General features: G+C 69.4%; 22 protein-coding genes. 13 read left to right on the top strand and 9 right to left on the bottom strand.

Annotation, left to right across the window (positions count from 1 at the left end):
• Nucleotides 1–176 precede the first annotated feature (176 nt).
• Both recA and alaS read left to right on the top strand, forming a co-directional pair.
• Complete coding sequence (gene recA / locus ACRWK7_RS22275; RefSeq protein WP_431858495.1) at nucleotides 177–1,259, top strand: recombinase RecA; 1,083 nt, start codon at nucleotides 177–179, stop codon at nucleotides 1,257–1,259.
• A 327-nt stretch (nucleotides 1,260–1,586) separates the two neighbouring features.
• On the top strand, nucleotides 1,587–4,256 hold the full coding sequence (gene alaS / locus ACRWK7_RS22270) for an alanine--tRNA ligase (protein WP_431858494.1): 2,670 nt from the start codon (nucleotides 1,587–1,589) through the stop codon (nucleotides 4,254–4,256).
• Here the strand turns inward: alaS and ACRWK7_RS22265 are convergent.
• Nucleotides 4,253–4,654, bottom strand: coding sequence for an Mpo1-like protein (locus tag ACRWK7_RS22265; protein WP_431858493.1), 402 nt, complete (start codon nucleotides 4,652–4,654; stop codon nucleotides 4,253–4,255). The genes alaS and ACRWK7_RS22265 overlap by 4 nt on opposite strands.
• Before the next feature lie 102 nt (nucleotides 4,655–4,756).
• Here ACRWK7_RS22265 and ACRWK7_RS22260 point away from each other — a divergent pair, with 102 nt between their 5' ends.
• Nucleotides 4,757–5,602, top strand: coding sequence for an AAA family ATPase (locus ACRWK7_RS22260; protein ID WP_431858492.1), 846 nt, complete (start codon nucleotides 4,757–4,759; stop codon nucleotides 5,600–5,602).
• Between the two features lie 271 nt (nucleotides 5,603–5,873).
• Here the strand turns inward: ACRWK7_RS22260 and ACRWK7_RS22255 are convergent, their stop codons facing one another.
• A complete protein-coding gene (locus ACRWK7_RS22255) occupies nucleotides 5,874–6,092 on the bottom strand; it encodes a DUF3072 domain-containing protein (RefSeq protein WP_431858491.1) in 219 nt (72 codons plus the stop codon).
• Nucleotides 6,093–6,189: 97 nt separating this feature from the next.
• A complete protein-coding gene (locus tag ACRWK7_RS22250) occupies nucleotides 6,190–6,621 on the bottom strand; it encodes a CBS domain-containing protein (protein WP_431858490.1) in 432 nt (143 codons plus the stop codon).
• Nucleotides 6,622–6,813: 192 nt separating this feature from the next.
• Here ACRWK7_RS22250 and ACRWK7_RS22245 point away from each other — a divergent pair, with 192 nt between their 5' ends.
• The 5 genes from ACRWK7_RS22245 to ACRWK7_RS22225 all read left to right on the top strand — a co-directional run bounded on the left by ACRWK7_RS22245 (nucleotide 6,814) and on the right by ACRWK7_RS22225 (nucleotide 10,187).
• Nucleotides 6,814–7,494, top strand: a complete 681-nt coding sequence (locus ACRWK7_RS22245; protein WP_431858489.1) for a MotA/TolQ/ExbB proton channel family protein — start codon at nucleotides 6,814–6,816, stop codon at nucleotides 7,492–7,494.
• Nucleotides 7,487–8,098: a hypothetical protein gene (locus tag ACRWK7_RS22240; protein ID WP_431858488.1), complete on the top strand. Its 612-nt coding sequence runs from the start codon at nucleotides 7,487–7,489 to the stop codon at nucleotides 8,096–8,098. The genes ACRWK7_RS22245 and ACRWK7_RS22240 overlap by 8 nt, the downstream gene beginning before the upstream one ends.
• A gap of 5 nt (nucleotides 8,099–8,103) precedes the next feature.
• The gene (locus ACRWK7_RS22235) at nucleotides 8,104–8,610 is read left to right on the top strand and encodes a hypothetical protein (RefSeq protein ID WP_431858487.1); all 507 of its coding nucleotides are present in this window, start codon (nucleotides 8,104–8,106) and stop codon (nucleotides 8,608–8,610) included.
• A 190-nt stretch (nucleotides 8,611–8,800) separates the two neighbouring features.
• Nucleotides 8,801–9,628 carry a hypothetical protein gene (locus ACRWK7_RS22230; RefSeq protein WP_431858486.1) on the top strand — a complete coding sequence of 276 codons (828 nt, stop codon included), beginning with the start codon at nucleotides 8,801–8,803 and terminating at the stop codon, nucleotides 9,626–9,628.
• 70 nt (nucleotides 9,629–9,698) lie between these two features.
• Nucleotides 9,699–10,187 (top strand): YajQ family cyclic di-GMP-binding protein, encoded by a 489-nt coding sequence (locus ACRWK7_RS22225; RefSeq protein WP_431858485.1) that lies wholly within the window; start codon nucleotides 9,699–9,701, stop codon nucleotides 10,185–10,187.
• 4 nt (nucleotides 10,188–10,191) lie between these two features.
• On the opposite strand, the gene ACRWK7_RS22220 is transcribed toward ACRWK7_RS22225, so the two are convergent.
• From ACRWK7_RS22220 to ACRWK7_RS22195, 6 genes are all read right to left on the bottom strand, one after another.
• Nucleotides 10,192–10,518 carry a hypothetical protein gene (locus ACRWK7_RS22220; protein ID WP_431858484.1) on the bottom strand — a complete coding sequence of 109 codons (327 nt, stop codon included), beginning with the start codon at nucleotides 10,516–10,518 and terminating at the stop codon, nucleotides 10,192–10,194.
• A 37-nt stretch (nucleotides 10,519–10,555) separates the two neighbouring features.
• Complete coding sequence (locus ACRWK7_RS22215; protein ID WP_431858483.1) at nucleotides 10,556–11,332, bottom strand: sulfotransferase; 777 nt, start codon at nucleotides 11,330–11,332, stop codon at nucleotides 10,556–10,558.
• A gap of 136 nt (nucleotides 11,333–11,468) precedes the next feature.
• A complete protein-coding gene (locus ACRWK7_RS22210; RefSeq protein ID WP_431858482.1) occupies nucleotides 11,469–12,224 on the bottom strand; it encodes a metallophosphoesterase in 756 nt (251 codons plus the stop codon).
• Nucleotides 12,225–12,333: 109 nt separating this feature from the next.
• Nucleotides 12,334–12,807, bottom strand: coding sequence for a hypothetical protein (locus ACRWK7_RS22205; RefSeq protein ID WP_431858481.1), 474 nt, complete (start codon nucleotides 12,805–12,807; stop codon nucleotides 12,334–12,336).
• A 365-nt stretch (nucleotides 12,808–13,172) separates the two neighbouring features.
• Nucleotides 13,173–14,162 carry a hypothetical protein gene (locus ACRWK7_RS22200; protein ID WP_431858480.1) on the bottom strand — a complete coding sequence of 330 codons (990 nt, stop codon included), beginning with the start codon at nucleotides 14,160–14,162 and terminating at the stop codon, nucleotides 13,173–13,175.
• Nucleotides 14,163–14,217: 55 nt separating this feature from the next.
• Entirely contained in the window at nucleotides 14,218–15,513 is a 1,296-nt protein-coding gene (locus ACRWK7_RS22195; RefSeq protein WP_431858479.1) for an NAD(P)/FAD-dependent oxidoreductase, read from the bottom strand.
• Nucleotides 15,514–15,725: 212 nt separating this feature from the next.
• Between ACRWK7_RS22195 and ACRWK7_RS22190 the strand changes: the two genes are divergently transcribed.
• The 5 genes from ACRWK7_RS22190 (at nucleotide 15,726) to ACRWK7_RS22170 (ending at nucleotide 20,363) form a co-directional block, all read left to right on the top strand.
• On the top strand, nucleotides 15,726–17,069 hold the full coding sequence (locus ACRWK7_RS22190; protein ID WP_431858478.1) for a glutamine synthetase family protein: 1,344 nt from the start codon (nucleotides 15,726–15,728) through the stop codon (nucleotides 17,067–17,069).
• 9 nt (nucleotides 17,070–17,078) lie between these two features.
• Nucleotides 17,079–17,432 (top strand): nucleotidyltransferase domain-containing protein, encoded by a 354-nt coding sequence (locus ACRWK7_RS22185; protein WP_431858476.1) that lies wholly within the window; start codon nucleotides 17,079–17,081, stop codon nucleotides 17,430–17,432.
• On the top strand, nucleotides 17,407–17,877 hold the full coding sequence (locus ACRWK7_RS22180; protein WP_431858475.1) for a hypothetical protein: 471 nt from the start codon (nucleotides 17,407–17,409) through the stop codon (nucleotides 17,875–17,877). Before ACRWK7_RS22185 ends, ACRWK7_RS22180 begins: the two co-directional genes overlap by 26 nt.
• Before the next feature lie 69 nt (nucleotides 17,878–17,946).
• Nucleotides 17,947–19,047 carry an AI-2E family transporter gene (locus ACRWK7_RS22175; RefSeq protein WP_431858474.1) on the top strand — a complete coding sequence of 367 codons (1,101 nt, stop codon included), beginning with the start codon at nucleotides 17,947–17,949 and terminating at the stop codon, nucleotides 19,045–19,047.
• A gap of 218 nt (nucleotides 19,048–19,265) precedes the next feature.
• Entirely contained in the window at nucleotides 19,266–20,363 is a 1,098-nt protein-coding gene (locus ACRWK7_RS22170) for an extracellular solute-binding protein (protein ID WP_431858473.1), read from the top strand.
• Nucleotides 20,364–20,427: the final 64 nt, after the last annotated feature.

Below are 20,427 nucleotides of genomic sequence, written 5' to 3'. Positions count from 1 at the left end.
GCAGGCAAGGATCCTGGCGCGACCCCACGCCACATTGACATTCTCACACGAACAATCTCCCCTCGGAAAACGAGAACGTTCCGTGAAAACGCCCTTGCGAATGGGAACAAAGAGAGTACATTAGCCCCTGCACCCCAGCCAGATGACCGTGTTGAACTGAGGAAGGGAAACGGGCAATGTCGTCGTCCGCACAGCTCCGATTGGTGGAAAAGGACTCCATGGACAAGCAGAAGGCCCTGGACGCCGCGCTGAGCCAGATCGAGCGCGCCTTCGGCAAGGGCTCGATCATGAAGCTCGGGGCGCGTGAGGCGATGGTCGAGACGGAGGTGATCTCCACCGGCTCGCTCGGCCTCGACATCGCTCTCGGCATCGGCGGCCTGCCGCGCGGCCGCATCATCGAGATCTACGGCCCGGAAAGCTCGGGCAAGACCACGCTGGCGTTGCACGCCATCGCCCAGGCCCAGAAGAACGGCGGCACCTGCGCCTTCGTGGACGCGGAGCACGCGCTCGACCCGACCTACGCGCGCAAGCTGGGCGTGAACGTCGATGAGCTGCTGATCTCGCAGCCCGACGCCGGCGAGCAGGCGCTGGAGATCGCCGACACGCTGGTGCGCTCCGGCGCTATCGACGTGCTGGTGGTCGATTCGGTGGCGGCCCTGGTGCCGCGCGCCGAGCTGGAGGGCGAGATGGGTGACAGCCACGTCGGCCTGCACGCCCGCCTGATGAGCCAGGCGCTGCGCAAGCTGACCGGCTCGATCAGCAAGTCGCGCTGTCTGGTGATCTTCATCAACCAGATCCGCCTGAAGATCGGCGTGATGTTCGGCAACCCGGAGACCACGACGGGCGGCAACGCGCTGAAGTTCTACGCCTCGGTCCGCCTGGACATCCGCCGCATCGGCGCGATCAAGGACCGCGAGACGGTGGTCGGCAACCAGACCCGCGTCAAGGTGGTGAAGAACAAAATGGCCCCGCCGTTCCGCGTGGTCGAGTTCGACATCATGTACGGCGAGGGCGTGTCGAAGGTGGGCGAGTTGCTCGACCTCGGCATCCAGGCCGGCGTGGTCGAGAAGTCGGGCGCGTGGTTCAGCTACGACGGCACCCGCATCGGCCAGGGCCGCGAGAACGCCAAGACCTATCTCCGTAACAACCCCGACACGGCGAAGTCCATCGAGGACAAGATCCGCGGCAACGCCGGCCTTGTCGCCGACGCCATGATGGGGACGCCGGAGACCGACGGCGACGCCGCGACGCCGGAGTGATGGGCGAGGAGCCTTGCCCCTCGCGCTCCCCACCAAGGGCCGCGAGGCCCTTGGATCCCGGGACAAGAAGGCGCTGCCCCAAAGGCGGCGCCTTTTTTATTCCCTCTCCCGCCCCGGGAGAGGGAGGGGCCCACGCGAAGCGTGGGAGGGTGAGGGTTGCTTCAAGGATCTCAGGGCGCATGCAACCAACCCCCTCCGGCCGTTTCATGGCGTTTCACGGCGTCCCATCCGCCGCTGGCCTTGTGTGGACAGCCACCCCAAGTCACGTTAAAAGCACCCGTTCGGCCTAATTTCGGCCCGATCCGCGCACCGGAGCCTGACGATCCCATGCAGACCGCCAACGACATCCGCACCACGTTCCTGGACTACTTCGCCAAGCACGGCCACCAGAAGGTGGACTCGTCGCCGCTGGTGCCGCGCAACGACCCGACGTTGATGTTCACCAACGCCGGCATGGTGCAGTTCAAGAACGTGTTCACGGGTGCCGAGTCCCGTCCGTACAAGCGCGCCGCCACCTCGCAGAAGTGCGTGCGCGCCGGCGGCAAGCACAACGACCTGGACAACGTCGGCTACACGGCGCGCCACCACACCTTCTTCGAGATGCTCGGCAACTTCTCGTTCGGCGACTACTTCAAGGAAGGCGCCATCGAGATGGCCTGGGGGCTGATCACCAAGGAGTTCGGCCTGCCCGCCGACAAGCTGATGGTGACGGTCCACACCTCGGACGAGGACGCCGCCACGCTGTGGCGCAAGATCGCCGGCCTGCCGGACGAGAAGATCATCCGCATCCCGACCGACGACAATTTCTGGCGCATGGGCGACACCGGTCCGTGCGGCCCGTGCTCGGAGATCTTCTTCGACCACGGCCCGCAGGTGCAGGGCGGCCCGCCGGGCTCCGAGGACCAGGACGGCGACCGCTTCATCGAGATCTGGAACCTCGTGTTCATGCAGTACGAGCAGCTGGGGCCGGACAACCTCGTCCCGCTGCCCCGGCCCTCGATCGACACCGGCATGGGCCTGGAGCGTCTCGCGGCCGTCCTCCAGGGCAAGCACGACAACTACGACATCGACCTGATGCGGGCGCTGATCGTCGCCTCGGCCGAGGCGACCAAGACCTCGCCGGACGGCGCGCAGGCGGTGTCGCACCGGGTGATCGCCGACCACCTGCGCTCCACCTCCTTCCTGATCGCCGACGGCGTGCTGCCGTCGAACGAGGGCCGCGGCTACGTGCTGCGCCGCATCATGCGCCGCGCCATGCGCCACGCCCACATGCTGGGTGCGCGCGAGCCGCTGATGCACCGCCTCGTCCCGGCGCTGGTCCAGCAGATGGGCGACGCCTATCCGGAGCTGGTGCGCGCCCGCGCGCTGATCGTCGAGACCCTCAAGCTTGAGGAGACCCGCTTCAAGCAGACCCTCGAGCGCGGCCTGAAGCTGCTGGAAGAGGAGGAGGGCCGGCTCGACGGCAACGCAGCACTTCCCGGCGACGTGGCGTTCAAGCTGTACGACACCTATGGGTTTCCGCTGGACCTGACGCAGGACGTGCTGCGCGCCAAGGGGCGCCCGGTGGACGAGGCCGGCTTCAAGGCCGCCATGGACGAGCAGCGCCGCAAGGCCCGCGAGTCCTGGTCCGGCTCCGGCGAGGCGGCCACCGAGAAGCTGTGGTTCGAGCTCAAGGACGAGCTGGGCGCCACCGAGTTCTTCGGCTACGACACCGAGGTCGCCGAGGGCAAGGTGACGGCCATCGTCAAGGGCGACGGCCGCGTCGAACAGGCGGGCGTCGGCGACGAGGTCATGGTCATCGTCAACCAGACGCCGTTCTACGCCGAGTCGGGCGGCCAAGTCGGCGACACCGGCGTGATCTTCTCCGCCGAGGGCACCGAGGTGGCGGTCAAGGACACGCTGAAGAAGCTTGGCGCCATCTGGGCGCACGTCGGCACGGTGACCAAGGGCACGCTCAAGGTCGGCGACGTGGTCGAGCTGCGCGTCGATACGGAGCGCCGCGCCGCCATCCGCGCCAACCACTCGGCCACCCACCTGCTGCACAAGGCGCTGCAGAACCGCCTGGGCGAGCACGTGACGCAGAAGGGCTCGCTGGTGGCGCCGGAACGTCTGCGCTTCGACATCTCGCAGCCGACCGGCCTCAGCGCTGAGGACATCGCCGCGGTGGAGGCGGAGGTCAACGCCCGCATCCTCGGCAACAGCGCGGTGGTCACCCGCCTGATGAGCCCGGACGAGGCCAAGGCGAGCGGCGCCATGGCGCTGTTCGGCGAGAAGTACGGCGACGAGGTGCGCGTCGTCTCCATGGGCGGCCCGCACGGCGAGCTGGAGCGCGACTACTCGGTCGAGCTGTGCGGCGGCACGCACGTCCGCCGCACCGGCGACATCGGCATCTTCAAGATCGTCGCCGAGGGCGCGGTGGCCGCCGGCGTCCGCCGCATCGAGGCGCTGACCGCGCAGGGCGCCGCCAAGTACCTCGCCGAGCGCGAGCACCTGCTGGGTGAGGCGGCCTCGGCCCTCAAGGTCCGTCCGGAGGAGGTGCCGTCCCGCGTCGCCGCCCTGGTGGACGAGCGCCGCAAGATGGAGCGCGAGCTGGCCGAGCTGCGCCGTCAGGTGGCGATGGGCGGTGGTGCCAAGGCCGACGGCGGCTCCGCGGCCAAGGAGATCAACGGCGTGAAGTTCGCCGCCCGCGTGGTGGACGGCCTGCCGGCCAAGGACCTCAAGCCGATGGCCGACGAGCTGAAGAAGCAGCTGGGCACCGGCGTGGTGGCGCTGGTGGCGACCAACGAGGGCAAGGCATCCATCGTCGTGGGCGTCACCGACGACCTGACCGGCCGCATCAGCGCGGTCGATCTGGTGCGTGTGGGTGCCGAGGCCTGCGGCGGCAAGGGCGGCGGCGGCCGTCCCGACATGGCGCAGGCCGGCGGCCCGGACGGCTCGCTGGCCAACGCCGCGGTCGAGGCGATCGAGAAGGCGATTGCCGAGAAGGTAACCGCTTAACCTCCCTCCCAACCTCCCCCCGCTGGGCGGGGGGAGGAGCTTTTATCCCCTCTCCCGCTCAGCGGGGGAGGGTCAGGGTGGGGGCCGGAGTCGGCGACTCCATGCCGCTCCATCTCCCGTCCCAACCTTCCGCACAGCGCCAGCCCGGCCATGCGGAAGTCCCCGGCCAGCGACTTGAAGGGCGCCTCGAACGTCTTCGGCCGGTTCCGCTCGACCACGAAGTGCCCGACCCAGGCGAACCCGTAGCCCGCCACCGGCGCGGCCGCCAGCAGGCGCCAGTCCCACAGGACAACCCCGCCCACCAGCAGCCCGGTGGCCAGCACGGTGCCGGTCACGTGCAGCGCGCGGTTGACCGGGTTGCGGTGCTCGGCGAGGTATTCCGGCCAGAACTCGCCCATGCCTGTCCTCCCCTTGGAACGTTCCGAACGGTTCGTCCCTTGAAAGGATAGGCGCAATCCTGGATGGTTGCAGGCCTAGGCAGAAAGAACGGGACGGATTCGATGCGTTTCACCGGCACCGACACCTACGTCGCCACCGAGGACCTGATGGTGGCGGTCAATGCGGCGATCACGCTGGAACGCCCGCTGCTGGTCAAGGGCGAGCCCGGCACCGGCAAGACTGTGCTGGCGCAGGAGATCGCCCGCGCTTTGAACAAGCCGCTGATCCCCTGGCACATCAAGTCGACCACCAAGGCGCAGCAGGGCCTGTACGAGTACGACGCGGTGAGCCGCCTGCGCGATTCCCAGCTCGGCGAGGAGCGGGTGCACGACATCGCCAACTACATCGTGCGCGGCAAGCTGTGGGAGGCCTTCGAGATGCCGGAGGCGCCGGTTCTGCTGATCGACGAGATCGACAAGGCCGACATCGAGTTCCCCAACGACCTGCTGCTCGAACTCGACCGCATGGAGTTCCACGTCTACGAGACGCGCCAGACCATCAAGGCCCGGCAGCGCCCGATCATCCTCATCACCTCGAACAACGAGAAGGAGCTGCCGGACGCCTTCCTGCGCCGCTGCTTCTTCCATTACATCCGCTTCCCCGACAAGGAGACCATGGAGCGGATCGTCGAGGTGCACTACCCCGGCCTGAAGCCGGCCCTGCTGCGCGAGGCGATGGCGCTGTTCTACGGCCTGCGCGAGGTGCCGGGCCTGAAGAAGAAGCCGTCGACGTCCGAGCTGCTGGACTGGATCAAGCTCCTCATGGCCGAGGACGTGGACCCCGAGACGCTGCGCGCCAAGGACGCCCGCAAGCTCATCCCGCCGCTGTGCGGCGCCCTGCTGAAGAACGAGCAGGACGTGCACCTGCTGGAGCGCCTCGCCTTCATCGCGCGGCGCGAGGGGCGGTAGGAACGCCCTCGCGGCCTCCCTCGTATCTTGTGAAGCACCTGGATTGAAGCCTGGACGGCCGGCTGCAGCCGGGCCGTCCAGGCTGACGGACCCCGTTACTCCCTAGGCCGTTGAAGGCCGATTGGGAGTGCTCCTGACCTCCCCCTATCGACGATGGGGTGTGGAGCCGATAGCGAGGACAACGGGTGCCGATGGCGACCGCAGGCGAAGCGCGGTTGCCGGCCTTGCGGGCGAGCGGTGATTGGGTGGGGCGGCGAAACGACTTTGCCGCCTACTGCCCCCGCCCCGTCTTCTCCTGCAGTTCGTCGATGCGCTTCGACGCCTCGGCCTTGGAGAGCTTCGGGTCGAAGTCCTCCTTCGCCTCCTCGCTCAGCGTCTTGAGGTAGGAGGCCTGGGCGCCGGTCATCGGCTCGTCGCCGGTCACCCAATCCTCCGGCGCCTTGTCGCGGTTGGAAAAGGCCTCGCCGGCCTTCGGGTCCTGCTTGTTCATCGGTCCACTTCCCAGGTATTGAGAACATAACAAGAACAATTTGGGCGCAAAAAGGTTCCGGCGCGGCGATCCGCGCCGGAACGCTGGGGCTAATCCGTCAGCGCTTCGACCTGCCCGGTTGGCTGAGGTCCTCGACGGTCTGGCCGACCACGTCGTCGTCGGTGGTCCGGGTGGCGAGGTCGCCGACGGCCACGACACCGACCAGCCGCTTGTCGCGGTTCATCACCGGCAGGCGCCGGATCTGCTTCTCCGACATGATGGTCGCGGCTTCCGACGAGTCCTGGTCCTCGAAGACGAACGCGGTGCCGGGGCTCATGGCGTCGCGCACCCTGGCGCTGTTCGGGTCCTTGCCGTCGGCCACCGCGCGCACGGCGATGTCGCGGTCGGTCAGGGTGCCGACCAGACGGTCGTTCTCGCCCACCGGCAGGAAGCCGATGTCGGCGTCGCGCATCATGCGCGCGGCTTCCTTCAGCGGGGTGTCGGGGCTCACCGTCTCGACCTGTTTGGTCATGATCTCACGGATCTTCATGTGAATCCTCCGTGGTGCCGAATAAGGACAGTGGACCTGGAGCAACCGCGCGGCACCTCGAAAGTTCCGGGGTAGACCGCGCCACCGCTGGCTTTACCCAGCTTCAGCGCTGGAACCTTCATACAAGGTCGCGGGTTCATGGCGATGAAGGGCACGGGTCCTTCGTCCCGCACTCCGGCGAGGGTGACGCCGATGAACCAGTGGCTTTTGTGGAGCCGCTTCGCCGCCATCAACCTGTTCGGCGTCGCCGGGCTGGTGCTGGCGTGGATCAACGGCTGGATCGCGGTCATCATCGAGACCGACACCAGCTACATCTGCACCATGATCTTCGCGCTGTTCCTGGTCGGCATGGCCGCAACGGCGTGGCGCATCGAGAAGCTCACGTCCGAGCTCGACTGCATCGAGCGCGGCGAGGGCGGCCGGCTGGATCACTACCGCCAAGCCCTGTCGGGCGTGGGCGGCAGCGCCACCCGCTCGCTGGAACTGCGGCTGTTCGGCCGCATCGCCTTCATCCGCCAGATCTCCAACGCGCTGGTCATGCTGGGCCTGATCGGCACGGTGGTCGGCTTCGTCATGGCGCTGGAGGGCGTCAGCGCCAGCGGCGCCGGCGACGCCAGCAGCATCGGCGGCATGGTCGGCAACATGATCAAGGGCATGGGCGTCGCCCTCTACACCACGCTGGTCGGCTCGGTGCTGAACCTGTGGTTGGGGGCGAACTTCCAGATCCTGGTCACCGGCACCGCCAATCTGGCGGCGGCGCTGATCGACCGCGTCGGGCACGACGGCCCCGGTGACGGTGCGGCCCGGGTGACGCCGGCCGCGGCGACCATCGGACGCGGCCCCCTGGCGTCGGGCGAGGCCGCCCATGTTTGACCCCCTGGGGGACGACGACGGGGGAACCGGCACCGTCTTCCGCGACATGATCACGCTGGCGCTCGCCGGGTTCATCTGCATGGTGCTGCTGCTGCTGCCGCACATCAACCCGAAGGGCAAGGAGGGCACCGGCGTCTCCAGCGAGGAGCCGCCCGGCAACGTCATCGTCGAGGCCCGCTGGGACGACAAGCTGCGCACCGACGTCGACCTGTGGGTGCAGGCGCCCGGCGATGTACCAGTCGGCTATTCCAACAAGTCGGGCCTGATCTTCAACCTGCTGCGCGACGACCTCGGCAGCTACGCCGATCCGACCGAGGTGAACTTCGAGACGTCGTACAGCCGCGGCGTTCCGCCTGGAGAGTACACCGTCAACATCCATCTGTTCCGCAACCTGGAGAACATCTACCCGATCTGGGTGCGGGTGGTGGCGCGCATCAAGAAGGAGACCGAGGCGGGGGCCGCCACGCTGGCCGCGACGCGCGTCCGCCTCGACCGCGAGGGGCAGGAGGTCACCGCCTTCCGCTTCACGCTCAACGATAAAGGCGACTTGGTTCCAGGGAGTATGAACGCCGTCTACAAACCGCTGCGCTCAGCGAGGAAGTGACTCCCATGGAAAGCCTCACGCTGCTGTTCGTCGTGTTCGCCGCGCTGGCGCTGATGCTGGTGCTGGTCGCACTGCGCTGGGCCCGCAACGGGCGTGGCCGCACCTTCATCCTGGCGCTGTTCGCGCTGATGCTTCCGGCGGCCTACGCGGCCCCGGCCAGCCTGCTCGGACGCGCCAAGCCGGTGACCATGGAATGGCTCAACGGCAAGGTAAAGGAGGCGACCGTGCTGAGCGCCACCTTCAAGGAGAACGACGCAATCTACGTCACGCTGCTGTGGCGGCAGGCGCCCGACCTGTACAAGCTGCCCTGGAATCAGAAGATGGCCGAGCAGCTGCAGCAGGCCATGCGCGAAGCCGAGCGCAACGGCACCCAGTCGGTGATGAAGCTGCCCTTCGAGCAGAGCTGGGACGACCGCGAGCCGCGCTTCTACGCGCTGCCGCAGCCGAAGATGCCCGACAAGCCGCAGGACAGCGGCGGGGTGGAGTTCCAGCATCCGGGGCAGCGGACGTAGTCCGGCGGCTTTCGCGCCCCTCCCTGTCCCTTCCCCGCCCGACGGCGGGGGAGGGAGTTCCGCTGTGGAACGCATAGCAACCTAAGGTTTCCGAACGGATAGCGCCGATCGCGTCGGCGCCCTCTGCTTCCGCGGCGTCGGCTCCTCCCCGTCCTGCCGGTACTATGTCCCTGGGAGCTGGAGGGGACGCATGGCGAGGCACATCTGGAACCGGCTGCACAACGACTACCTGCGCACCGACCGCCGCGACGACTACCGTGCCTTGCTGGACCTCGCCGTGCGCCACGGCTACCGCCTGCTGACGGTGGGGGCCTACGCCGCCCTGCGCCGCAGCGGCGAGCCGGAGGGGGACGGGCGCCGCATCCTGATCATGCGCCACGACATCGACACCGCCCCCCGCGTCGCCCGCATGTTCGCCGAGGAGGAGGCGCGGGTCGGCGGCCGCGGCTCCTACTTCTTCCGCCTGCAGACCGCCGACGTGCGGGTGATGCAGGAACTTGCCGACGCCGGGCACGAGGTCGGCTACCACTACGAGGAGCTGGCGACCGTCGCCAAGGAGCGCGGCGCCAACGGCAAGGACCGCGTGCCCGAGATCCTGGAGGAGGCGCGCGAGCGCTTCGCCCAAAACCTCGCCCGGCTGCGCGCCCGCACCGGGCTGCCGCTGCGCATCGCCGCCAGCCACGGCGACTTCGCCAACCGGGCGCTGGGGGTGAGCAACACGTTGCTCCTCGCCGACCGGCACGTGCGCGAGCGCGCCGGCATCGACCTGGAGGCCTACGATCCGGAGGTCGAGGACGGGCTGGCCTTCCGCACCATCGACATGACCTACCCGCTGGACTGGCGTCAGGGCAAGGACCCGGCGGCGGCGCTCCGCGCCGGGCTGGGGCCGATACTGGTGCTGACCCACCCGCGGCAATGGGGCCGGCAATGGTACTGGAACGCGCGCGAGGACCTGAAGCGCGCCGCCGAGGGCGTGCTGTTCAGCGCCGGCCTGCCGCAGGTGTGGCGGCGCGCGTGAGCCCTCTGGACGCGCGGGCGCCGCCCCGTTAGGGTCGCGGCCGCATCGCGGGATCAGCGGAGGAACAACCATGCCGTCGTTCGACATCGTGTCCAAGACCGAGATGGCCGAGGTGGACAACGCCCTTGCCGGCGTCCGGCGGGACATCGAGCAGCGCTACGACTTCAAGGGCTCCAAATGCTCGCTGGAGCGGGCGGAGAACGACATCACCGTGCTGGCCGACGACCAGCCGAAGCTGGACACGGTGCACGAGCTGCTGCGCGTCCACATGACGCGGCGCAAGGTGGACGCCAACTTCCTGGACTTCTCCGCCAAGGTCGAGCGCGCCGCCGGCGACACCGTCCGCCACGTGGTGAAGATCCGCCAGGGCATCGCCCAGGACCTCGCCAAGAAGATCGTCAAGGCGATCAAGGACAGCAAGATGAAGGTCCAGGTGGCGATCCAGGGCGACGAGCTGCGCGTCACCGGCAAGAAGCGCGACGACCTCCAGGAGGCGATCGCCTACGTGCGCGGCATGAAGCTGGAGCAGCCGTTGCAGTACGTGAACTTTCGGGATTGAGCGCTCAGCGCGGCTGCGCGCCCAGGTCCTCGAACACCACGCCCTTGTCGGTCGTCTGGAAGCGCCCCTTGCCGTTGACGGTGAGGGGCTTGTCGCCCGGTTGCGGCGCGAAGGTGGCGGCGTAGTAGCAGTCGTGCAGGCCGGGCCTGCCCTTGGTCTCGACGCAGCCCTGCTTGCGGAAGGAGTCGAACTGCCGGAAGCCGGGGCGGCCCTGCGCCTCCAGCGTGCGGCGGGTGGTGGCTTCGACGGCCTTGCGCATGTCGGACTCGGACGGTTCGCCCGAACACCCCACGAGCGCGAGGCACGCCAGCGTGATGGCGGTGATCCTCATCCGCCTTTGGTATCACATCCGGGCGTCCTGTGCAGCCTCAGCTTGCGTAGCCGAACTGGCGCAGCAGCGGCCCCTGGTGCTGGAGCAGCCGCTGCATCGCCCGACCGTCCAGCGTCGTGCGCGGTTCCGCCGGTTCCGGCAGCCGCGCCCGGCAGGCGGCGAGCGCCTCGGCGCCGGCGTCCAGCTCCAGGAAGCGCAGGGCGGCGCCGAGGTGGGTGTCCGGGTCCGCCATGAGGTCTTCCCAGCGCAGCTCGTAGCAGCGCTCCGGCCGGCTGGCGCCGAAGCCGCAGGCGGTGCGGGTGGCGTCGGTCCAGGCGTAGGATGCCGCGTCCGCCGCGGCGTACCACGCGTCGCCGCCCGGCTCGGCGGCCGCCTCGTCCAGGGCGGCGGCGACCGCCGCGCGGCCGTCGCGCACCACGTGCAGGATCGTCAGGCCGGGGAACATCAGCTCCCAGAAGTCGAGGTTGTGGGCGTGCACGGCGGCGGCGCAGCCGATCATCCGCACGCCGTCGCCCGGCTCCAGCTTGGCCAGCGACAGCGCCACCGCGGTGCGCACGAGGTGCAGGAAGTCGCCCTGGGTGAAGGCCGCGGCACCACCCTCCAGCCCGTCGTTGTAGTCGCCGACCACGTCCTTCAGCGGCACCGCGAAGCGGTCGGTGAAGTGGCCGTCCGGGGCGAGGCGCAGCTGCGGGTGGGCGTCGAGCAAAGCGCGCACCGCCTCGTGCCCGCTGTGCGGCGCCCCGACGACCAGCAGCAGCGGCCGGGAGAACACCACCGCGAGGCGGTCGTCGAGGGGGGCGAGGCGGGTTGGCATGGCGGCGGTTCCAGGGTGGGGAGATCGTTTGCCCCCTCCCTGACCCTCCCCCGCTTGGCGGTGGAGGGAATGGCGGCGGGGCCCCCTCTCCCGCGTCGGCGGAGGAGGATGGGAGGGGGCACACCCTACGCCGATTTCACGTGCTAAGGAACCGCCGCTCCGTGCCCTCCAGCACCAGGCAGGTCAGGCGGTTGGTGGCGAAGGCCCCGGTGTCGATGCCGATGCGGTTGGCGCGCAGCTCCGGCTCCGGGGAGATGGTGTGGCCATGCACCACCACCTTGCCGTGGTCGGCGGCAGAGCGCAGGAAATCGTCGCGGATCCACAGCAGGTCGTCCTCGCGCTGCCGCTCCAGCGGCACGCCGGGGCGGATGCCGGCGTGCGCGAAGAGGTAGTCGCCGATGGTGACGCTGGTGCGCAGCGAGTCCAGGAGGCCGCGGTGCGCCGGCGGCAGGCGCAGGCGGAACTGCTCCTGCGCCTGCGCGAGGTCCTCGGGCGGCGAGTCGGCGTGCGGCGGCGGCACGTGGTAGCTCGCCAGCGTCGCCGTGCCGCCGAAGGTCAGCCAGTTCGGGCCGACGCGGATGTCCTCCAGGAACGCCAGCATCGACGCCTCGTGGTTGCCCTTGAGGTGGATGGCGCCGAAGCCCGGTGGCGGGCCTTCGGCCAAGCGCTCGATCACCCCGCGCGAGTGCGGCCCGCGGTCGACATAGTCGCCGAGGTAGACGATGTACTTCACCAGTTCCGGCGCCGCGGCGCCGTCGGCCTCGACCAAGTCGAGCAAGTGGTCGAGCAGGTCGAGCCGCCCGTGCACGTCGCCGATCGCGTAGACGCGCAGGCCGCGCGGCACCGCCGCCGGCGCCGGCTCCGTCCTCTGCCACCGTGCGAAGCTGAACAAGGCTCACCCTCCGGGAACGACCCAAGGCCGGCGGACGAACGTCCGCCACGCAACAGGTAGGGCCGGAAACGCGCATTGCGAGGGTTCTTCGCCGCTCGCGGGTGCGGCCTCACCCCTCGGAGGCCAGCCGTTCGAGCGCCACCCTCAGCCGTTCGAGGGAGACCTCGACCGTGCGTTCGCCGAGGCTCACCCAATGGTAGACGCGGGTGCGGGTGCGCGGCTCGGCCGCGAAGTCGATGCGCAGCACCCGCGCGGCGGGCGCGCAGGCCAGGCGCAGCCGCCGCGGCTCCTGCACCGCGACGGGGGAGGGGACGGCGCCGTCGAAGGCGACGCGCGCCGGATGGTCGGCGGCGAGCGGGCCGTCGAAGGCGACGGTGAGCGCCGTGCAGGCGGCGTCGCGGGTCAGCGTGACGGTGACGCTGCCGCCGGGACCGCGCAGTTCGGGATAGCCATAGAGCGCGCTGACGCTGCACCGCCGCTCGGCGCCCTGGCCGAAGCAGCCGCCGGACCACACGCCGTCGTCCGCCCTCACCGGCATCGCCGCGAGCATCGCCGCCGCCAGGACCGCCGCCAACCGCACCATGCGTGCACCGCCATCGACTTGGTGGCGCACCATAGGACGCAGGCGATTGCGAGGGGGTTAATGGAGCTCCATGACGCGCTGGCGCCGGTTCTCCCTTCATTCGCCGCCAGATGGTTGCGGCATGTATGGTTTCTGTGAGAAAAAACAAATTATTTCAATAACATAATCGTCATCCCCGCGAAGGCGGGGATCCAGTGCTCGCGTCCGCGAGCCACACGACTCATGTCGCCCCTGTCGGGGCTCTGTCCTGGATCCCCGCCTTCGCGGGGATGACGGGAAAGTATCTATCTTTCCAGCAGCTTACCGCCCTGCAACAGCTGTGCATGCCGCAGCGCCGGGCGGGGACTCCTCCGCCGTTCCGCCGGCTATTTCCGCTCCCAGACCTTCGTCTCGATGAAGTGGCTGGCGAGGAAGCGGTAGGTCATCTTCTGCAACTGCTCGACCTGTTGCGAGCGCTCGATCGGCACGCCGTCCCAGGCCTGCAGGACATCCTCCCACTCCATCAGGCGGGTGCGCAGGTCGTCGCGGATCTTGCGGATGAAGTTCACCGTCGCGTCGAAGGTCCGCAGGGCGCCCATGATCTCGCCGGTCTGGGCGTCGGCCTGCTCGAAGATCGAGTCGTACATCTTCAGCGGCTTCTTGATCAGCCCCGCCATGCGCTGCAGTTCGGAGCAGAAGGTGCGGTCGGCGCGGTAGATCTGCTGCAGCTTGACGAACGCATCGCTCAGCGCCCGGATGCTCTTGAAGCGGTCGCGCAGCGCCTCGATGTAGGACAGCTCCTGCGTCAGGTCGTCGATCCGGTCGTGGATGTACTGCTCGGCGTTGTCGCTGTGGATGCCCAGCTTCTCGGCCAGCTGGATGAAGGCGGTCTTCAGGCGGTCCTTGGTGTTCGGGTCCTCGACGATCTGCTCCAGCTCCTCCAGGTCGACGACGATCATCTCCGACCCGGTGATCCAGGACACCAGCTGCACGGTCAGCCGGCCGCGCGCGATCATCCGGTGCCGGTCGTCCACGGACCACGACGCGGTGCCGTCCAGCAGCTCGCCGGGGATCTTCTCGCCGGGCCGGATCTGCTTGACGTAGGCCAGCCCGCGCTCCACGAGGCCCAGCAGGCGCGCGTCCTGGCCGTCCTCCTCGATGGAGAAGGAGTCCTTCAGCGTGTTGAAGGGCAGCGCCGCCTTCAGGTCGCCCAGCAGGATGTTCAGCACCGGCTGCTTGCTGGTCGGCTCCAGCGCGAAGTAGGCCGCCGGCAGGCTGAACACCCTGTGCTGGAAGTCGAAGTGCGTCTCGCGCATCGGCTTCGGGGCGGAGTCCACCGCGTCGGCCGGGGCCGTGGTGTTGGAGACGTCGGTCATGCGGGCCCGGTCGTAGGGCGGGGGCCTCGCAGCCCACCGGAGTAGATCGTCGAGCCTACAACAGATCGCGCAGCCGGAACCACAACATCGCGAGCACCAGGGCCGGCGTGCGCAGCCCGGGGCCGCCCGGAAAGCCGCGGTGCGGGATGCGGGCGAAGACGTCGAAGCGTTCGGCCGTGCCGGCGGCGGCCTCGGCGATCACCCGCCCGGCGATGCCGGCCAGCGCCACCCCGTGCCCGGAATAGCCGTGCGCGAAGTACGTCGTCGGGCTGAGCCGGCCGAGGTGCGGCAGCCGGTTGATGGTGATCGCCACCCGCCCGCCCCAGACGTGGCTGGTCCGCACGCCGGCCAGATCGGGGAAGACGCGCAGCATCTTGCGCCGCATGCCCAGCTCCACCCCCGGCAGGTCGCGGCCGGAGTAGCTGACCCCGCCACCGAACAGCAGCCGGTGGTCCGGCGTGCGGCGGAAGTAGTTCATCACGAAGTTCATGTCGCACACCGCCACGTCGCGCGGCAGCAATGCCAGCGCGCGCTCCGCCCCCAGCGGCTCGGTCGCCAGGATGTAGGTGGCGACCGGCATGATCCGGTCCGCCAGCGCCGGGGCCACGCCGCCCCCCGAAGAATTGTTGAGATAGGCGTTGCCGGCCAGCACCAGCACGCGCGCCCGCACACGGCCGGTCGCGGTCACCGCCTCCGGCCGGTCGCCGGTGGAGAGGGACAGCACGCGCGAGCCCTCGAAGATCCGCACCCCCGCCGCCGCGCAGGCGTCGGCCAGCCCCAGCGCGTAGTTCAGCGGGTGCAGGTGCCCGCTGCCCCGGTCGAGCATGCCGCCGACGTAGCCGGGGCTGCGCACGTAGTCGGCCAGTGCCGCGCGGTCCAGCCGCTCCAGCGCCGGATAGCCGTAGCCGTCGCGCAGCTCCGCCTCGGCCTCGACCAGCTCGGCGAGGTGGCGGTCCTTCAGCGCCGCCAGCACGTGGCCCCAGGTCAGCCCGCAGCGGATGCCGTGCCGCTCCACCCGGTCGCGCAGCAGCGTCTTGGAGTCCTCGACGAGGTCCCACAGCTTGGCCGCGTCGTCCCGGCCGACGAGGGCGGCGATCTGGCCCATCGACTTGTTGTAGCCGGTGATGACCTGCCCGCCGTTGCGGCCCGAGGCGCCCCAGCCGACCCGCTCCGCCTCCAGCAGGGCGACGCTCCAGCCGCGCTCGGCCAGCTCCAGCGCCGCCATCAGCCCGGTGTAGCCGCCGCCGACCACGCAGGCGTCGCAGTCCAGCGTCCCCTCCAGCACCGGGTGCTCGGGGTGCGGGTTCGCGGTATCGGCGTACCAGGACCGGATGTGGCTGCGGGCGATCATGCCCTCCGCAGATACGGGTCTTGTGTGACAGCGTCAATCGCGCCGGCGCGCATGGCCGCTTTCACGCCCCTCTCCCTTGACGGGAGAGGGGCTGTGGGCCGCCCCGCCGGCACCATCGGAAGTTCACTGGCGCGTTTCCCGGCGCGGGGCCATACTTCGGTGACGCGAAACAGCAGGGAGGCGTCTGCCGCATCGGGGCGGACCGGGTTTGCATGGCGTTCATGGACGACTTCATCAAGAAGAACCGCATCACCGAGGTGGAATGCCTCGTCCCCGACCAGTCGGGCATCGCGCGGGGCAAGATCGTTCCCGCCGAGAAGTTCCTGCGCATCCTGCGCGACCGGGGACTGCGGCTTCCCGAAGCGATCTTCGTGCAGACCGTCACCGGCGAGTACCCGGACGACGAGGACGTCACCTCGGACGAGAACTCCGACATCTACATGATCCCGGACGAGCGGACGATCCGCTTCGTCCCCTGGTACGAGGAGCCGACCGCCCAGGTCATCACCGACTGCGTCTACGCCGACGGCAACCCGGTGGACTTCTCGCCGCGCCACGTGCTGAAGCGCGTGCTGAAGCTGTACGAGGAGCGCGGCTGGAAGCCGGTGGTGGCCCCGGAGCTGGAGTTCTTCCTGGTCCAGATCAACAAGGACCCGGACTACCCCCTGATCCCGCCGGTCGGGCGCAACGGCCGGATGGAGAGCGGCCGGCAGGCCTTCGGCATCGACGCGGTCAACGAGTTCGACCCGATCTTCGAGGAGATCTACGATTTCTGCGAAGCGCAGGACATCGACATCGACACCCTGACGCACGAGGCGGGGGCGGCGCAGATCGAGATCAACTTCAACCACGGCGACGCGCTGGAACTGGCCGACCAGGCCTTCCTGTTCAAGCGGACGGCGCGCGAGGCGGCGCTGCGCCACCAGATCTACGCCACCTTCATGGCCAAGCCCATGCAGGGCGAGCCCGGCAGCGCCATGCACATCCACCAGTCGGTGGTGGACGCGGAGATGGGCCGCAACCTGTTCGCCAACCCCGACGGCAGCGACAGCGCGCTGTTCATGGCCCACGTCGCCGGCCTGCAGAAGTACCTGCCCTACGTGATGCCGCTGCTGGCGCCGAACGTGAACTCGTATCGGCGGCTGGTGCCGAACTCCGACGCGCCGATCAACGTGCACTGGGGGCGCGACAACCGCACCACCGGCCTGCGCGTGCCGGTGTCGGCGGCCGACGCGCGCCGGGTGGAGAACCGCGTGGCCGGGGCGGACGCCAACCCCTACCTCGCCATCGCCGCCTCGCTGGCCTGCGGGTATCTCGGCATGGTGCAGGGGCTGGAACCGAACGACCCGGTGAAGGGCTCGGCCTACCGGCTGGCCTTCACGCTGCCGCGCCACCAGGGCGACGCGCTGGCGAAGTTCAACAGCTGCAAGCCGGTCAAGGAGATCATCGGCGAGAAGTTCGTCGACGCCTTCACCTGCGTGAAGGAGGCGGAGTGGGAGGCCTACCACCGCGTCATCAGCTCGTGGGAGCGGGAGAATCTGCTGCTGAACGTGTAGAGTGCCGGCATGGCCCAGGCTGCACCCGAAACCCGACTTGACCGCCTGTTCCGCGAGCGTGCCGAGGCGCGTCGGCGCGAGGCCGCGCGTCTGGCTCTGGCTGCGCTGGACGCGCTGGAGCGGGTGGGCGTCCGGGCGGTGGTGGTCGGGTCGCTGGCGCGCGGGCGCTTCCTCGGCCACTCCGACGTGGACCTGTTCGTCGAGGATCGCGGCGCGCTGGCGCCGGAGGCGGTGATCGCCATCGTCGAGCGGGCGATGGGCGATTTCCCCTTCGACGTGATCTTCGGCGACCGCGTGCCCGACGCCGACCGGCCGTTCATCCTGGAAAGGACCCTCGATGCGGCCGATCTTCGCGCGCCTTGAGCATCAACTCGCCAAGGCCGAACAGGAGCTTGGCCGCATCGAGGAGGCGGTCCGCCTCTTCGAGGGCATGGAAACGACGCCCGCGGCGACCTGGGCGCGGCGCATGAGCATCGCCGGCGGTGTCGAGGGCGTCTATTCCGGCTTGGAAGGCGTTCTGAAGGGCATCGCCGAGGACATCGACGGGCACGTTCCCCAGGGCGCGGCTTGGCACGCGAAGCTGCTGGAAACCTTGGCGCTGGACATTTCCGGCGTGCGGCCGGCGGTCCTGTCGCCCGACACCTACGGGTTGCTGGACGAACTGCGCCGGTTCCGGCACGCCGTGCGCAGCAACTACGGCATGGATCTGCGCGACTCCGACATCGGCGCCAACCTGGACCGTGTCCGTCGCGTGGTTCCGCTGTTCCGCCGCGACTTCGACGCGTTCGTCGCCGCCATGACCGGCTGACGCATTCGCAAGATCCCATCCCCCCGCCCGCGCGTTACTCCACGGTGTTGGAAACGCGAGGAGAGGGGCATGGCCGTTCCGCGGCACGCCGAGGCTTCCGAACGGCCGCACCGTCCCGCCGCCCCGGCGCCCTGGTCGCGGCGCACGGCGCGGCTGGCGTTCGCGGCGGCGCTGCTGGCGCTGGGCGCTTGGGTGGCACGGGGCTTCCTGGGGGCGGTGACCTGGGCGGTCGTCATCGCCGTCGCCGTGTGGCCGCTGCACCGCCGCCTCGCCGAACGGCTGCCGGGCGCGGTGCTGGCGCCGCTGCTCTCCACTGTGCTGGCGTCGCTGCTGGTGCTGCTGCCGCTCTCCGTCGTCGCGGTCGAGGTGGTGCGCGAGGCGCAGATGGTCACCGGCTGGCTGGCCCAGGCGCAGGAGAAGGGCATCCCGGTGCCCGAGTGGGTGGAGCGGCTGCCGTTGGTCGGCCAGCAGGCGCTGGGCTGGTGGAAGGCCAACCTCAGCGACCCGAACGCCGCGGGCGGCCTCCTGAAGAGCTTCGACACCAACGCTCTGGCCGGCTGGACCAGCAGCCTGGGCGGCGAGGTGCTGCACCGGCTGCTGCTGTTCTTCGTGACGCTGGTGGCGCTGTTCGGGCTGTTCCGCGAGGGCGCGTGGCTGGCCCGCCGCTGCCTGGAGGCCGCCGACCGCTGGCTCGGCGACCCGGGCGAGCGGCTGGCCGGGCGCATGGCGGCGGCGGTGCGCGGCACCGCCATCGGCACGCTGGTGGTGGCGGTGGGGGAGGGCGCGGTGATCGGCGTCGGCTATTGGGTGGCGGGCGTGCCGCATCCGGTGCTGTTCGGCGTGATGACCGCGGCCTGCGCCATGCTGCCGTTGGGCGCGTGGCTGGCCTTCGCGGTGGCCTCCCTGGTCCTGCTGGCGCAGGGCGACTCGATGGCCGCGGCGGCGCTGTTCGGCTTCGGTGCTGCGGTGATGCTGGCGGGCGACAACTTCGTGCAGCCGGCGCTGATCGGCGGCGCCGTGCGCCTGCCGTTCCCGTGGGCGCTGGTCGGCATCCTGGGCGGGCTGCAGACCTTCGGGCTGCTCGGCCTCGTGCTGGGGCCGGTGGTGATGGCGGCGATCCTGGTGCTGTGGCGCGACTGGGGCGACGTGGCGCCGCCGAAGCCTTCCTGAAGGCTCGTTCTGCCCCCTCCCTATCCCTCCCCCGCTTCGCGGTGGAGGGGAACTCCGCGGCTCGGCTCCCTCCACCGCAAAGCGGGGGAGGGTCGGGGAGGGGGCATTCACGGCCCCGTCCACCGTTGACAAGCCCCCCGTCCCACAGTGCAATGCTGCCCGCGTCGGGCCGGGCCTTGGTCGGGCGTCACTTCGAAGCGAATCGGGGGGCATCCATAATGAAGAAGACGTTCGCTCTGGCGCTGGCCGGTGCCGTCGCCGCCGTTGCTCTGGCCGGCGCCGCGCAGGCGCAGACCAAGAAGCCGGTCAACATCTACATCTGGAACGACTACCTGGGCGAGACGACGCTTGCCGACTTCACCAAGGCGACCGGCTACCCGACCAAGGTCGATCTCTACGACAGCCTGGAACTGCTGGAGCAGAAGGTGCTGGTCGGCAAGTCCGGCTACGACGTCATCGTCCCGACCGCCGAGCCGACGCTGTCCAACATGATCAAGGCCAAGGTGCTGGCGCCGCTCGACAAGGCGAAGATCCCGAACCTGAAGAACGTCGATCCGGCGATGCTCAAGCTGGTCGAGAAGTCGGACCCGGGCAACAAGTTCGCCGTGCCCTACCTGGGCGGCACCGTCGGCATCGGCCTGGTGCCGGAGAAGATCAAGGCCGTCGCCCCCGACGTGGCGCTGGACAGCTGGGACCTGATCTTCAAGCCGGAGGTCGCCAAGAAGGTCGCCGCCTGCGGCATCACCCTGATGGATTCGGCCATCGACGTGATCCCGTCGGTGCTCAACTACCTCGGCCTCGACCCGAACTCCGAGAAGAAGGAGGACCTGGACAAGGCCGAAGCCGTGCTGATGGCCGTGCGCCCCTACATCAAGCAGTTCGTCACCGGGCAGAACATCAACCTGCTGGCCGCCGGCGACGCCTGCGTGGTGATGGCCTACAACGGCGACGTCAACCAGGCCGGCGCCCGCGCCAAGGAGACCAAGGCCGACCACACCGTGCAGTACCTGGCGCCGAAGGAAGGCGTGCAGGTCTGGTGGGACACGCTGGCGGTGCCGGCCGACGCGCCGAACAAGGAGGGCGCGTTCGCCTACATCAACTTCGTCCTCGACCCGGCCAACATCGCCGGCGTCACCAACACGGTGAAGTACGCCAACGCCGTGCCGTCCTCGCCGATCGACGCCGAGGTCAAGGGCAACCCGGCCGTCTACCTGCCGGAAACGGCCAAGGTGAAGCTGTTCAGCCTGAAGGCCATCAAGCAGTCCACCGACCGCGCCCGCACGCGGGTCTGGACGAAGGTCAAGACCGGGAAGTAAAAGGCGCCTCAGAGACGCCGCAGCGCCCCGGTCCGTCCTCGCACGAACCGGGGCGTTTTCCTGT

The organism is Azospirillum sp., from assembly GCF_050789165.1.
Note: the sequence above shows the minus strand (reverse complement) of the source record. Positions and strands in the feature narration are given on the sequence as shown.